Source organism: Pantoea sp. SGAir0180 (assembly GCF_043546245.1).
In genome coordinates this window covers 3,438,205-3,450,633 of sequence record NZ_CP028071.1, presented here as the reverse complement: position 1 = coordinate 3,450,633, position 12,429 = coordinate 3,438,205, and the positions used below count along the sequence as shown (strand labels likewise).

Annotated in this window: 10 protein-coding genes; 4 read left to right on the top strand and 6 right to left on the bottom strand. The window is 53.5% G+C overall.

The features are described 5' to 3' along the window. Positions 1-259: 259 nt before the first annotated feature. A complete protein-coding gene (locus C1N58_RS16230; RefSeq protein ID WP_033739011.1) occupies positions 260-1,804 on the bottom strand; it encodes a methyl-accepting chemotaxis protein in 1,545 nt (514 codons plus the stop codon). A gap of 572 nt (positions 1,805-2,376) precedes the next feature. Between C1N58_RS16230 and yjdN the strand changes: the two genes are divergently transcribed. Next, a complete protein-coding gene (gene yjdN / locus C1N58_RS16225) occupies positions 2,377-2,814 on the top strand; it encodes a VOC family metalloprotein YjdN (RefSeq protein WP_039339045.1) in 438 nt (145 codons plus the stop codon). 104 nt (positions 2,815-2,918) lie between these two features. On the opposite strand, the gene C1N58_RS16220 is transcribed toward yjdN, so the two are convergent. The 3 genes from C1N58_RS16220 to C1N58_RS16210 all read right to left on the bottom strand — a co-directional run bounded on the left by C1N58_RS16220 (position 2,919) and on the right by C1N58_RS16210 (position 6,065). After that, positions 2,919-3,785: a nucleoside-specific channel-forming protein Tsx gene (locus C1N58_RS16220; RefSeq protein ID WP_394564340.1), complete on the bottom strand. Its 867-nt coding sequence runs from the start codon at positions 3,783-3,785 to the stop codon at positions 2,919-2,921. A gap of 274 nt (positions 3,786-4,059) precedes the next feature. After that, entirely contained in the window at positions 4,060-5,409 is a 1,350-nt protein-coding gene (locus C1N58_RS16215; protein ID WP_394564339.1) for a sensor histidine kinase, read from the bottom strand. Further along, the gene (locus C1N58_RS16210; protein WP_033739018.1) at positions 5,406-6,065 is read right to left on the bottom strand and encodes a response regulator; all 660 of its coding nucleotides are present in this window, start codon (positions 6,063-6,065) and stop codon (positions 5,406-5,408) included. Before C1N58_RS16210 ends, C1N58_RS16215 begins: the two co-directional genes overlap by 4 nt. Positions 6,066-6,298: 233 nt before the next feature. On the opposite strand from C1N58_RS16210, the gene C1N58_RS16205 reads away from it, so the two are divergent. The 3 genes from C1N58_RS16205 (at position 6,299) to C1N58_RS16195 (ending at position 9,083) form a co-directional block, all read left to right on the top strand. Beyond that, positions 6,299-6,667 carry a helix-turn-helix domain-containing protein gene (locus tag C1N58_RS16205; protein ID WP_006121688.1) on the top strand — a complete coding sequence of 123 codons (369 nt, stop codon included), beginning with the start codon at positions 6,299-6,301 and terminating at the stop codon, positions 6,665-6,667. 189 nt (positions 6,668-6,856) lie between these two features. Next, positions 6,857-7,753, top strand: a complete 897-nt coding sequence (locus C1N58_RS16200) for a LysR family transcriptional regulator (protein WP_054634654.1) — start codon at positions 6,857-6,859, stop codon at positions 7,751-7,753. 109 nt (positions 7,754-7,862) lie between these two features. Further along, positions 7,863-9,083 carry an MFS transporter gene (locus tag C1N58_RS16195; protein WP_394564338.1) on the top strand — a complete coding sequence of 407 codons (1,221 nt, stop codon included), beginning with the start codon at positions 7,863-7,865 and terminating at the stop codon, positions 9,081-9,083. Between the two features lie 41 nt (positions 9,084-9,124). Here the strand turns inward: C1N58_RS16195 and C1N58_RS16190 are convergent, their stop codons facing one another. Next, on the bottom strand, positions 9,125-11,515 hold the full coding sequence (locus tag C1N58_RS16190; protein WP_394550092.1) for a glucose/quinate/shikimate family membrane-bound PQQ-dependent dehydrogenase: 2,391 nt from the start codon (positions 11,513-11,515) through the stop codon (positions 9,125-9,127). A 266-nt stretch (positions 11,516-11,781) separates the two neighbouring features. Next, positions 11,782-12,387: a hypothetical protein gene (locus C1N58_RS16185; protein ID WP_033739027.1), complete on the bottom strand. Its 606-nt coding sequence runs from the start codon at positions 12,385-12,387 to the stop codon at positions 11,782-11,784. Between the last annotated feature and the right edge of the window lie 42 nt (positions 12,388-12,429).

The following is a 12,429-nucleotide window of genomic DNA, read 5'->3' as shown; positions in this document are numbered from 1 at the left end:
TAATCGCTTTGAAACAGGTGCCCGTTCGCGAGCAGGAAGCAGCAGAATAATCAATTCTCTGATTCTTGCCGATAGGAATAGTGGTGAATTTTTAACAGGGCAGAGTCCAGTTATGGCTGGATCGGATGGGCGGTCAGCGTTCTGACGCGGTGCAGAGAGAAATAAGGTCAAGTCAGATGCGATAACAGCCTGTCAGGTGGAGATATCACCTGACAGACTTCCCTGCCCGCCCCGCTTTTTTTCCGGGGTGGGCAGGCGATTAGGCGTCAGCCAGACGGAACGCCGACACGGAATGTGTCAGGTACTGCGCCTGCTCCTCCAGCGACGCGGCCGCGGCGGCCGATTCCTGCACCAGTGCGGCGTTTTGCTGGGTCACGCTGTCCATTTCGGTCACCGCCTTTTCAATCTGGCTGATACCATGATGCTGCTCATTGGAGGCCGTCGAAATGTGATCCATCAGAACGTTGACCCGGCCGACCGAGGCAATAATCGCATTCATCGCTTCACCGGTCTGGCTGACCTGATCGGAGCCGACCCGGATTGTCGCCACCGATTCTGCAATCAGTCCTTCAATTTCTTTTGCCGCCACCGCACTGCGCTGGGCGAGATTGCGTACTTCGCCCGCTACCACGGCAAATCCGCGACCTTGCTCACCGGCTCGCGCGGCTTCAACGGCCGCGTTCAACGCCAGAATATTGGTCTGGAACGCTATGCCGTTAATGACGTTGGTGATGTCTTCGATTTTTTTCGAACTCTCGTTAATTTTTGACATGGAAACGATGACCTGCTGGGACACGTGTTCGCCGCTCTCCGCATTCTTCACGGCTTCGCTGGCCAGACGGCAGGCTTCAAAGACATTGTCTGTATTCTGTTTCACGGTCGCGCCCAGCTGCTCCATACTGGCGGCCGTTTCGGTCAGGGCTGCGGCCTGCTGTTCCGTGCGCGAGGCCAGGTCAACGTTGCCGCTGGCAATTTCCTGCGAGGCGAAAGAGACCGCCTGGGTTGCCTGGCGGACGCGGGTAATAATGCCGGTCAGCGCGGTACGCATGCTTTCCATAGAGGTCATTAACTGCTGAATCTCGCTCTTTGAACCGGTGTTGACCGGCACCGGTTTGTCCAGAATTCCTGCGGCAATCTGGCTGCAGTGGGCTTTGGCGTGATCAAGCGGCGATAAAATATAGCGTCTGACAAAGACCAGTATGGCCACGATAATGGCAAGAAACAGCACACCAAATACGACTAACAACAGGATCCCAGAGGAAAAGTTGCTCTGGGCATCCGTATTGAGCTTCTTCGCAAAGGCTTCATGTTGTGCCAGCACCTTGTCCAGGACAATTTCATACTGGCGATCCAGGCGCACGACGTTTGCGATCTGGTTTTTAAAGCGCTGCTGGTCCCCGGCCTCGGCCGCTGCGATTAAAGGCTGAATGCCCTGATCGCGGTAGGCCAGGTAAGCCTGACGATAGCGTTCTGCTTCCGCTTCTTCTCCCGGAATACGTGGCGCGTTCAGATAAGCCTGGAAAGCGGCATCGGCTTTAGCGGCAACGCTTTTTACGCTGTCCAGTGAAGCGGCGCCCTGCGGGCCACCATTCTCCGTCTCTTTCATGTACTCCATCAGACGGACGCGTAAGGTACGACTGTGGTTGATGGGGTCAATCACCGACAGCACCACACGAATTTCTTTATTCACGGCATTAAGTGACGCGTTGCTGCGGGCCAGTAACCAGATGCTGACGGAAATACTGATAAGAAAAAGAATTAACAGAAAAGACAACACCAACAGTGATGATTTTTTTAACGACATAACACAGTCCTGAACAGGGGGGATTATGGACAGATATATCGGCATCCTGGGGCTAAATATTTAGCTGGAACGCACCGAAATAAGCACAGAATTAAGTGCATAAAACATAAGCGAAATAATGAACCAACTGATTCACTATTATCAGGTTGACGTTTCGCTTGCCGCTTCGGTTATTTCATGCTTTAACGCCGGCGGTATGGTTTTCAGGTCCAGTAATAGGTTGAGTCAACGAGGAAGTGCAAAGCAGGAAAATACGGTTGTCAGCATTTGTCTGAACAGTTCATTTATTATTTATTTTAAGGCATTGTAATTTAATGGTTAATTATAATCCTTGCAGTAGTAAATAAAAGTGACTATTGCCTGTGAGATAATATGGTTATTAACACGTAAAACATTATTAGCGTACTAGTCATTGATTTAATTGAAAAAAAACGGGGGCGACGTCTCAGGCGATTGGGTAAATCCTCTGAAAGGAGATTCTTTGCGCCGTTATGAATCCTCTTATCTGCGCTGTCGTCTACACTTATTACTTCTTTATAAGGAAGTTTCTACTCACCTGTATCGAGGTAATAATGCAAGTATGTCCTTATTTGTTTCTCTATGGTCGCTGTGAAGAGGCGATGGAATTCTATTTGCAGGCAACAGGTGGACAGCTGCTGCAAAAAATGACGTTTGGTGATATGCCGGAGCAGGGTGAACAGATTGGCGACCAGTCTGCACCCCCGTTGCCACCTGAAAAAATTATGCATGCGCATCTGCGTATCGGGCAGGGCGAACTGATGATGAGTGACGGCAATCCTGACCAGCCACCGGCGTCAGAGCACGCAGGCTATGCCGTCAGTCTGGCGACCACGGATGCAGAACAGGGTAAAGCCTGGTTTGAAAAGCTGTCGGCAGGCGGGAAAGTCACCACACCGTGGCAAAAAACTTTCTGGTCTGATGGCTTCGCCATGTTTATTGATAAATTCAATATTCCGTGGCGCATTAACGTTGTTAAATCAGACGAGTAATTTGTCGGTGATGCCGTTCAACGGCGTTGGATGGCGCATACAACAGCGGCCTTCCCAGGGGGAAGGCCGCCGTCAATTACCGTGCCTGTCTTGCAACAAACTGATCAGAAGTTATAGCCAGCCACCAGATAGTAACCCCAGCCCGTTGATTTAATTTCAGACGCGCTGTTGCCAAAACCTAACTCCTGACCGTTTCCCCACTGACCGCCGTTATGGAAGTAACGCGCCACAGCAGAGAAGTGCCAGTGCTCGTAGCCCAGTGACAGGATATGACTGGAGGCGATGGAATTACTGGTACGGATCGGCCCGGTCTTATCACGCAAGTCTGAGCCCCAGTCGAAGTTGGTAAAGCCTACATAGCCCAGGTTACCACCCCACAGTGTGGTGATTGGCACGAAATACTTCACCTTAAAGCGATAGCCGTCCCAGCTGTCTTCGTTCGCAGCACCGTAGTTTTCCCACTGGTACTTGGCATAGACGTTCAGTGACAGACCGATATCGCTGTGCGTATCGATGTCGGTGCCCAGGCCCATGTACCAGGTGTTCTGGCGGTTTGCGCTGTTACGGCCCATATCGTAGATATAGTTGTTGGCAAAATACCACTCTTTAAACGGACCGAAAGCCAGGCTGGTGCCGGTCAGTTTATCAATAGAGAAACGCGGTTCGATTTCCATGAACAGCGGTGAACCGTGGTCGAAAATACCGTTGGCGTTGTTGTTACCTACGCCAAAGAAGTTTGGCAGGTCAACGTAGCCGTAAAAATCAAACCAGTCTTTTTTGGCGAACGCTTCGTATTCCAGATAGACATCGTTATTGAACTGGGGCCCGAAGCGGGTGTGGTAACTGCCCACCACGTTGACGCTCTGATGCCACCAGTCGGAAAGGTACTGGGGATCGTTTTCTGCAGCCTGCACTGCACCGTTCAGGGAGCCTGCCAGCAGGGCACCTGCAACTAACGTTTTAAATTTCATTATATTTGACCACTGGTTTTCATACGCAAGACAATCGTTTGCGTGCTGTTTGGAAATCAATCCCAAAGGTTGGGCAGTAATGTACTCAGGCCGCCTGTTTTAGTTAGCGTAGCGTGCCTGTAACAGAGAGATAGAAAATAGCTTTTGATCACATTTGTCAAAATGTGTTGCATAACAATTCATCATAATTGTGATGATTGTCACAATATAGGGTTGTGGCGAACGGAACCAGGCAACCGTTTACGTTGTCGGGTTCCGAATCGATCGGCAGGAATCAGGGAAAGGTGACGCGCACCTGAAAACCGCAGCGCAGGCCTTGTGCGTCCCGACAGTTGGCAAGGGCAACGTCGATATGGTGTTTCTGGGCGACGCTGCGCACGATAGACAGACCTAAACCGCTGCCCTGCGCTTTAACGTCGGGTGAACGGGCAAAGCGATCGAATGCGCGTTCAAGAAAGGATTCCGGTACACCCGGACCGTTATCAACGATGTCGACAACGGTTTGTCCCGCCACACGATGCAGCAGCACATCGACCATGCTGCCTTCAGGCGTATGTAACATCGCGTTGCCAATCAGATTATCAAACAGGCTGCGAAGTTCGGAACGCCCGGCCTGCAGTCGATAGTGCGTGGTGCCGCTAAAGCCAATGTCGATACCGCGTTTATCCGCCACAACCATGAGCTGTTCAATACTCTCTTTCAGCACATCTTCCAGATCGATATTTTCGAGGTGCGCGATGACTGACTGATCTTCCCAGCGCGACATATTCAGCAGTTGAGTGACCAGATGGCGCGTGCGGGTCACACCTGATTCCAGTTGAGCGAACTGACGGCTGGCCTCGCCGGGTTGAATGTGCTGACGCAGATTTTCCAGTTGCAGCGTGACGGCGGTGACTGGCGTCCGCAGTTCATGAGCGGCATCTTCCATAAACTGACGTTGTGAAGACCAGGCGGCACGCAGTTTATCCAGTAAGGAGTTGTAGGCCTCAACCAGGGGCTGAATTTCGTCGGGCAGCCGTTCCGGCGATACGCTGTGGGGATGGTGCGCATCCTGGGCGGCGATTTCTCGCGAGGCAACGCGCAAATCCCGGGTGATCTTGCGCACGACCAGCCAGATGACCAGCAGCGACAGCGGCATCATCAAAATCAGCGGAATAATCGCCGACAGCGCCCGTCGCACCATCATCTCTTTCATGTAGCTCAGGTTCAGCATGACCTGAATGGTTTTAATCTCACTGCCTGGCTGACCGGAACGGGTGTAAATGCGCCATTCACAGTCGCGGCAGTCACCTATCTGCACGTCTTTGTAGCCATTTTCCGGCTGTAAGGGCGCATGCAGCTCTGGCCATGAGCTGGATCGTAACCGGCCCTGCGCATCCCACAGTTGAATGACAAAGGCACTTTTGATCTTATGCGCAGGCGCAATCACCGGCATCAACGGGGGGATTTCACGGTTAACGGACCACGCATCGGCCAGCTTGGCGAGCTGTTCGTCCTTAATGACGCCAACCATTTCGCCGTAGCAGTTAAAAAAATACCAGGCGACACCGCCAATCATCAGTAAATGAATCAACAGCAGGGTACTGAGTAATTTATTTCGTAATGAACGCATAAAGATTTTCATATTGCCGGTACTCGCCAGCCCAGCCCACGCACGTTGCGAATCACATCATTATCCAGCTTGCGCCGCATCCCGTGGATAAGAACGTCCACGGCATTGCTGCTGACTTCTTCGCCCCAGCCGTAGATACGGTTTTCCAGCTGTTCACGTGACAGAATGGCACCGGGCCGCTCGAGCAGAGCATAAAGCAGGGCATATTCCCGGGCGGTGAGCTGTTCACGCTGCCCTTTGTACAGGACTTCGCGGGTCAACATATCCAGTTGAACATCGCCGCTGCCCAGCACCGAATCGGCAGAACCATGGTGGCGTCGGGTGATCGCGCGCATACGGGCCATGACTTCCTGCAGATCAAAGGGTTTGAGCAAATAGTCATCTGCCCCGTAATCCAGGCCCTGTACCCGCTGAGCGACTGTGTCGCGTGCGGTCAGAATTAATACCGGTGTGGCATCACCGCGCCCACGTGCGCGTCTGAGCACCTGCAACCCGTCGTCGCGAGGCAGACCGAGGTCAAGCAGCACGCAACTGTAACCGCCTTCGCTCCAGGCATTGTGCGCATACACGCCATCGCGTACCCAGTCGACAGACCAGCCCGCGGCTTCCAGCGCCTGCTGTAAATTGGCACCGATCATTTCATCATCTTCAACCAGCAACACGCGCATGGATGACGTCCCCCAGAAAAATGACCCCAGTGTAGCGCTGGATTATTAGCGCAGAATTATTGCTGTTACCAGCCTCAGCACTCTTACCGCTCCGGCCGGGAAGGCGACAAAACCTGGCGTCGGTGCAGGCATGGAGCGCTTTGCTAATTCTGCGCTAATTTTCCGCTAATTAAGGGATAAATTTAGCGCGCTAAAGTGTGTTCCTGCACATCTGCTTTAACCAGGAGAACACCATGAATCAGCGCGAGTTTATTCGTAGTTTGCTGGAATGGATAGAAAGCAATTTAGGACACGATCTGCATCTGGACGAAGTCGCCCGCCGGGCGGGCTATTCCCGTTGGCACTTACAGCGTTTGTTTCGCCAGCACACCGGTTTCTCACTTGCCGAGTACATCCGCCAGCGCCGCCTGACCGAATCGGCCCTGACGCTGCTCAACAGCAATGAAGCGATCCTGCAGGTGGCGATGAACTACGGCTTTGATACGCAACAGGCCTACACGCGCACCTTTAAAAACTATTTTATGATGACGCCCGGCCAGTTACGACGCCAGCGCCGTGTTGAACCGGATCGCTTGTTGTTTCCTCTCGCCATGGCCAGTTAGTCTCTGTATGGACATTGCCATCCTGATCGCTTGTGGCAATGTCCATACATCGCCCGTGCGATGTTCTGCCTCCTTTCCGCCGTGATGTTGTCAGCTTTCCTGACGTTCCTTTATGCTTAACGCCTGATACATGGCGCGCCTGCCATGTTGCACCCGGCGGCAGCGTGCCGCGATGTCCGCAGGAAGCCCATGAATAACAGCGATAACCTCATCGCCATGATGGTGTTTGCACGCGTGGTTGAACTAAAAAGCTTCACAGAAGCCGCGCGCGTACTCGGCGTGTCAAAATCCCACATCAGTCGGGAGATCGCCGGACTGGAACAACGGTTGGGGATCCGTTTACTGCAGCGCACCACCCGCAGGATGACCCTGACCGAATTAGGCCAGGCTTACTATCCCTACTGCGTGCGCATGCTGGATGAAATGCAGCGGGCAGAGGCGTTTGTTCAGGAGACGCATCAACATCCCGTTGGACATGTGCGCCTGCAGGCTCCCGTTACCTTCGGCTGTCAGTGCATCGTTCCCATCCTCAATCGCTTTCTGCGCGGTCATCTGCACATCAACGTCGACCTCAGCCTGACGGATAACAACGACGAGACGATGGGCGAAGGCGTGGATGTCGCGGTTATCATCCGCGCTCATGCGCCACGTCAGGGCAATTTCCGGGTACTGAACGATATCCACTGGGGGCTGTATGCCGCCCCGGCTTATCTGGCGCAGCATCCTGCTATCTCGCATCCTCGCCTGTTACCGCGCCATGATTTATTGATGTTCCACGGTCCGGCACATACGGCTGCGCTGCCTTTTCGCCGTGATAAACAGCGCCTGGCGGTGGATGTCCGCAGCCGCTTTCGCGCTAACAACAGCATGGCTTTGCTGAATGCCGCGCTGGCAGGCACGGGTATTGCCTATTTGCCTTCGTACATGGTGCAGGAAGCCTTGGCGCAGGGCACGATTGTGCAGGTGCTGTCAGAGTGGCAGATGGATCGCTTGCAGAGTTACCTGCTGGTGCATCAGGACAGTCTGGCGGTTTCCGCGGTCAATCTGCTCTGTGATGTGCTTATCAGCCAGCTCAGTGGTCGCTGATTGTTGCAATACAGCAACAAACTATGCCAGCAGACAAATATCCCGCCCTCACTGTTGTTGTCTCGTGACCATTGGTAGCCTGAATCCCTGAACATAAGGGGGATATCGCATGGCAACCGCGTCGGAAGCACCTGACTCTGAACACTGGCAACGCAACTTGTGGGTTTGCGTATTCGGCTCCTTTACCACACTGGTAGCGATGACGCTTCTGCTGCCGTTTTTGCCGTTGTATGTGCAACAGCTTGGCGTCAACACGCCCGCTGCAATTGCGCGCTGGTCGGGCATCGCCTATGGTGCCACCTTCTTCAGTGCGGCCTTAACCGCGCCGCTGTGGGGGAAACTGGCCGATCGCTACGGACGTAAGCTGATGCTCATCCGCGCCAGTCTGGGTATGGCAGTAGCCATGGCGCTGACGGGCATGGCGACGGCGGCCTGGCAACTGGTGGCGCTGCGTTTACTGGCGGGATTACTGGGCGGTTATGCCTCCGGTTCGACCATTTTGATTGCGGCACAAACGCCCAAAGCGCACACCGGATGGGCTCTGGGTGTGCTGGCATCCGGCATGATGGCCGGTAACATTGTTGGTCCGCTGCTGGGTGGCGTCCTGCCGCCGCTGATAGGGATCAGAGCGACCTTCTGGCTGATGGGGGCGATCATCTTTGTGGCCTTCCTGGCGACGACCTTTTTACTGAAAGCGCGGCCGCCGGTGCGTAAATCCGACCAGGAGCTGTCTCAGCCGGTTGACCACCTGTCGCCGCACAAGCTTGTTAACGTCAGGCTGATGTGGCTCTCAGGCATGCTGCTGATTTTTGCCAACATGTCGATTGAGCCGATCATTACCCTGTATATCGGCCAGTTTTTACATGAGCAGCATGCCATAACGCTGATGTCGGGTGTGGTCATGGCGGCAGCCGCGCTGGGCAGCATTCTTTCCGCGCCTTATGCCGGCAGGCTGGCCGACCGTATCGGCCACTGGCGCGTACTGAGTGGCGGATTGCTGAGCTGTGCGCTGTTACTCATTCCGCAGGCGTTTATTACCGACGCCTGGCAACTTCTGCCTCTGCGCTTTTTGATGGGGCTGGCGCTGGGCGGATTGATGCCCTGTATTACCGCCATTATTCGTCACACTGTTCCGGCCACGCAGGTGGGGCGGATGCTGGGCTATTCCACCTCGGCGCAGTATATCGGGCAGGTAACGGGGCCGGTGTTCGGCGGGTTTATTGGCGGCGCATGGGGCATGCGGCCCGTCTTTCTGGCGACCAGCCTCGTGGTGGGCGTGTGCGCCTGGCTAAACTGGCGGCAGGGCAGAAAGGGCGGAAGGTCGGCATAAAAAAGGCGGACCGGAGTCCGCCTTGTTTTTACAGGTTCAGGTTATTTCTGGTCCGGCAGTGCATAGGCAATGACATAATCGCCCAGTTTGGTACCAAATGAACCATGGCCACCGGCAGCAATCACGACGTACTGCTTACCGTTAACTTCATAAGTCATTGGTGTCGCCTGACCGCCTGCTGGCAGACGCGCCTGCCACAGCAGCTCACCGGTATCGGTGCTGTAAGCACGCAGGTAGTTATCGGCCGTTGCGCCAATAAAGAACACTTTACCGGCTGTGGCGACCGGGCCACCCAGCATTGGCATACCCATTTTGAATGGCAGCGGCACTGGCGCACTGTCACGAACGGTACCAATACGTTGCTTCCAGACGACCTTATTGGTTTTCAGGTCAACCGCCGATACATAACCCCATGCAGGCTGTTTACAGGGCAGACCAAACGGTGACAGGAACGGATTCAGTTCCACGCCATACGGCACGCCGTACTGCGGCTGAATACCGGTTTCGGTACCGGAACCGCCTGTTGCGCCGGCTGGTGGCTCTTCCGGGTTACCCGGTCCGCGCGGAATCAGCTTGGACACAAACGGCAGTGCCATTGGGTTGGCAATCGCAATCTGACGATGCGGATCGACCGAAATCCCGCCCCACTCAAACATGCCCAGGTTACCCGGGAACACCAGCGTACCTTGCTCAGAAGGCGGGGTGAACGGACCTTCATAGCGCAGGCGTTTGAAGATCACGCGGCACACCAGTTGGTCGTACATCGTGGCGCCCCACATGTCCTTGTCCGTCAGATTCTGTTTTGGACGGAAGGTCAGTTCAGAGTAAGGCTGAGTCGGAGAGACGTGGTCGCCTTTTGCGGCACCCTGCGGAACCGGGGTTTCGGGGGCCGGTACAACGGTTTTACCGGTACGGCGGTCCAGGACGAAAATGTTCCCGGTTTTCGCTGGCGCATAAATCACCGGCACGGTGTTACCGTCTTTATCGGTAATATCGGCCAGCGTCGGCTGCGACGGCAGATCCATGTCCCACAGATCGTGATGCACGGTCTGATAAGACCACACCAGCTTACCGGTGGTGGCATTCAGGGCCAGGATGCTGCTCGCATAACGCTCCTGCTCTGGGGTGCGGTTACCGCCCCAGATATCAGGCGTTGTCACGCCCATAGGCAGATAAACGATATCCAGTTTCGGATCGTAGACCGCAGGTGCCCAGGAGTTCGGCGAGTTCATGGTGAACGTGTGTTCATCCGCCGGAATCGCGTTGGGATCTTTCGCACCCGGATCAAATACCCACAGCAGTTTGCCGGTATTAACGTCAAAACCACGGATAACGCCGGATGGCTCACGGGTTGAGAAGTTATCGGTCACCGCACCCGCCATCACGATGGTGGTGTCGGTAATCACTGGCGGAGAGGTCGGCTCATACATGCCAGGCGTAGTGACCGGCTGTTTGTGCTGAAGATCCAGCTCACCGTTATTACCAAAGGCCGGGCAACGTTCACCGGTTTCCGCATCCAGTGCAAACAGGCGACCATCGTTCACAGGCAGGTAGATACGACGCGAGCACAGCGCAGGCTGCGTATTCGCGGCATCTTTAGCTGCCGGGAACTCGTGGTAGGACACACCACGGCAGGTAACATGCTGGAAGGTTGGGTCAGTTTTCAAACCGGGATCAAATTTCCATTTCTGCTTACCCGTTGCCGCATCCAGGGCGAACAAAATCTGGTGAGGTGAGCAGAGATACAGCGTGTCGCGGATTTTAATCGGCGTCACTTCATCGGTGATTTCACCGGGATCGCTCGGCTTTTTCATATCGCCGGTCTGGAACTGCCAGGCAACCTGCAGCTCTTTCACGTTATCGTGATTGATCTGCTTCAGCGGTGAATAGCGTGTACCTTGCTGATCGCGCGCATAAGCTGGCCAGTCAGCATCGGCAACATTGCTCAACGGCTGAGCCTGCGTCGCCGTATCTGCTGTGGCAGGCACGGCGCCGTTAACAACCTGCGGATCGTTAAAGACGGCATAGGCTAATACGACTGCACTGGCCACCAGGGCAACCGCCATCGCACTCAATGGGCCTTTGCCTGGACGATAAAAGACCCGGTAAACAAAAGGCAACACCAGCCAGACGCCAAAAATGACCAGGACATCGGTGCGAGGTGCCAGCGCCCAGAAGTCAGTACCGACTTCCCAAACGCCCCATGCCAGGGTCGCCAGCAGCAGTAATGCATAGACCAGCAGCGCAGCACTGTTTCGACGCCAGAGCAGAAAAGCGGTAAGCAGCATAGCTGCACCACCAATGATGTAGTACCAGGAACCACCAATCGTGGCTAACCAGATACCACCAATTAACATGAACGCACCCGTTAGCACGGCGAACAGCACCGTTAAAAAACGGACCACGCTAAAGGATGAGGAGTTTTTCCCCATAATGTTGACCTCGTTTCGTTGCCATAAAACACAAGAAAACAATCAGATAGATTGTTTTCAGTCATAAAGTACAAAAGTTAAAGGCATTCTTAATTAGGCTCTTCCGTTAAGCTCGATGATCCAGATGTGTTAAATGTTATAGCAAAATTGGTATGAGTTTTGATTTTTTTGGCTTAAAACTCTTAACAACGCACCTAAGGCAACACTTTAGAAGGGGTTAATGGTTCATCTCGATATGATCCATTACTAATCGAACGCAGGAAAGGTTAAAGCGTAAAAGGAATGAGATCGCCCGATAAACGCTGTAATTGCCAGCCGCTGATGTTCACGGCTGCGAGTTGTTCTGCGCTTAACGTTGGATCATAACCGCGGACGAATATCTCGGCGCCTTTTTCCCTTAACGATTCAATTAAGAAAGGAAAACTAAATTTCCGATAGTTGTCATTAAAGAAGGTTTCACTCAGGACAATTGCGGAAAAGGGAAAAGATTCGACTAAATGCCACTCTGCGCCAGGCGGTGCGAAATCAAAAAGCCAGAAAGCATAGGTGTTAATTAATTCCAGTAATCTTTCCCGGTAAAGCAAAAGACTGTGATAATTAATACCAATACGCACCCGTGAATCCTGCAAAGGTAAATAACGCGCAGGCTGATTCATCCATTCCTTTAACTGGCGATCGCACAGCGGAATAATCATTAATGCTGCTTCAGTTGCAAGGTGATTGTGTAATGAAATAATGTTGTCGTCATTAAGTATCATTTTCTCAGGACGTGCAAAGTCCGCATTGGGAAGATGATAGCAAATACCGGCCACCTGGCTCGTGACGTGATGAATAGGCTCAGTAATATAAGGGTTATATAAGCTATTTTTCATTATCTCTTCGAAACGTTTTTTATGTTTGCTGTGCGTTATATT

Coding starts and splice junctions, on each gene's coding strand:
- C1N58_RS16200 (WP_054634654.1), top strand. CDS start 6,857: ATGAATAACAGCGATAACCTCATCGCCATGATGGTGTTTGCACGCGTG.
- C1N58_RS16205 (WP_006121688.1), top strand. CDS start 6,299: ATGAATCAGCGCGAGTTTATTCGTAGTTTGCTGGAATGGATAGAAAGC.
- C1N58_RS16220 (WP_394564340.1), bottom strand. CDS start 3,785: ATGAAATTTAAAACGTTAGTTGCAGGTGCCCTGCTGGCAGGCTCCCTG.
- yjdN (WP_039339045.1), top strand. CDS start 2,377: ATGCAAGTATGTCCTTATTTGTTTCTCTATGGTCGCTGTGAAGAGGCG.
- C1N58_RS16230 (WP_033739011.1), bottom strand. CDS start 1,804: ATGTCGTTAAAAAAATCATCACTGTTGGTGTTGTCTTTTCTGTTAATT.
- C1N58_RS16185 (WP_033739027.1), bottom strand. CDS start 12,387: ATGAAAAATAGCTTATATAACCCTTATATTACTGAGCCTATTCATCAC.
- C1N58_RS16215 (WP_394564339.1), bottom strand. CDS start 5,409: ATGAAAATCTTTATGCGTTCATTACGAAATAAATTACTCAGTACCCTG.
- C1N58_RS16190 (WP_394550092.1), bottom strand. CDS start 11,515: ATGGGGAAAAACTCCTCATCCTTTAGCGTGGTCCGTTTTTTAACGGTG.
- C1N58_RS16210 (WP_033739018.1), bottom strand. CDS start 6,065: ATGCGCGTGTTGCTGGTTGAAGATGATGAAATGATCGGTGCCAATTTA.
- C1N58_RS16195 (WP_394564338.1), top strand. CDS start 7,863: ATGGCAACCGCGTCGGAAGCACCTGACTCTGAACACTGGCAACGCAAC.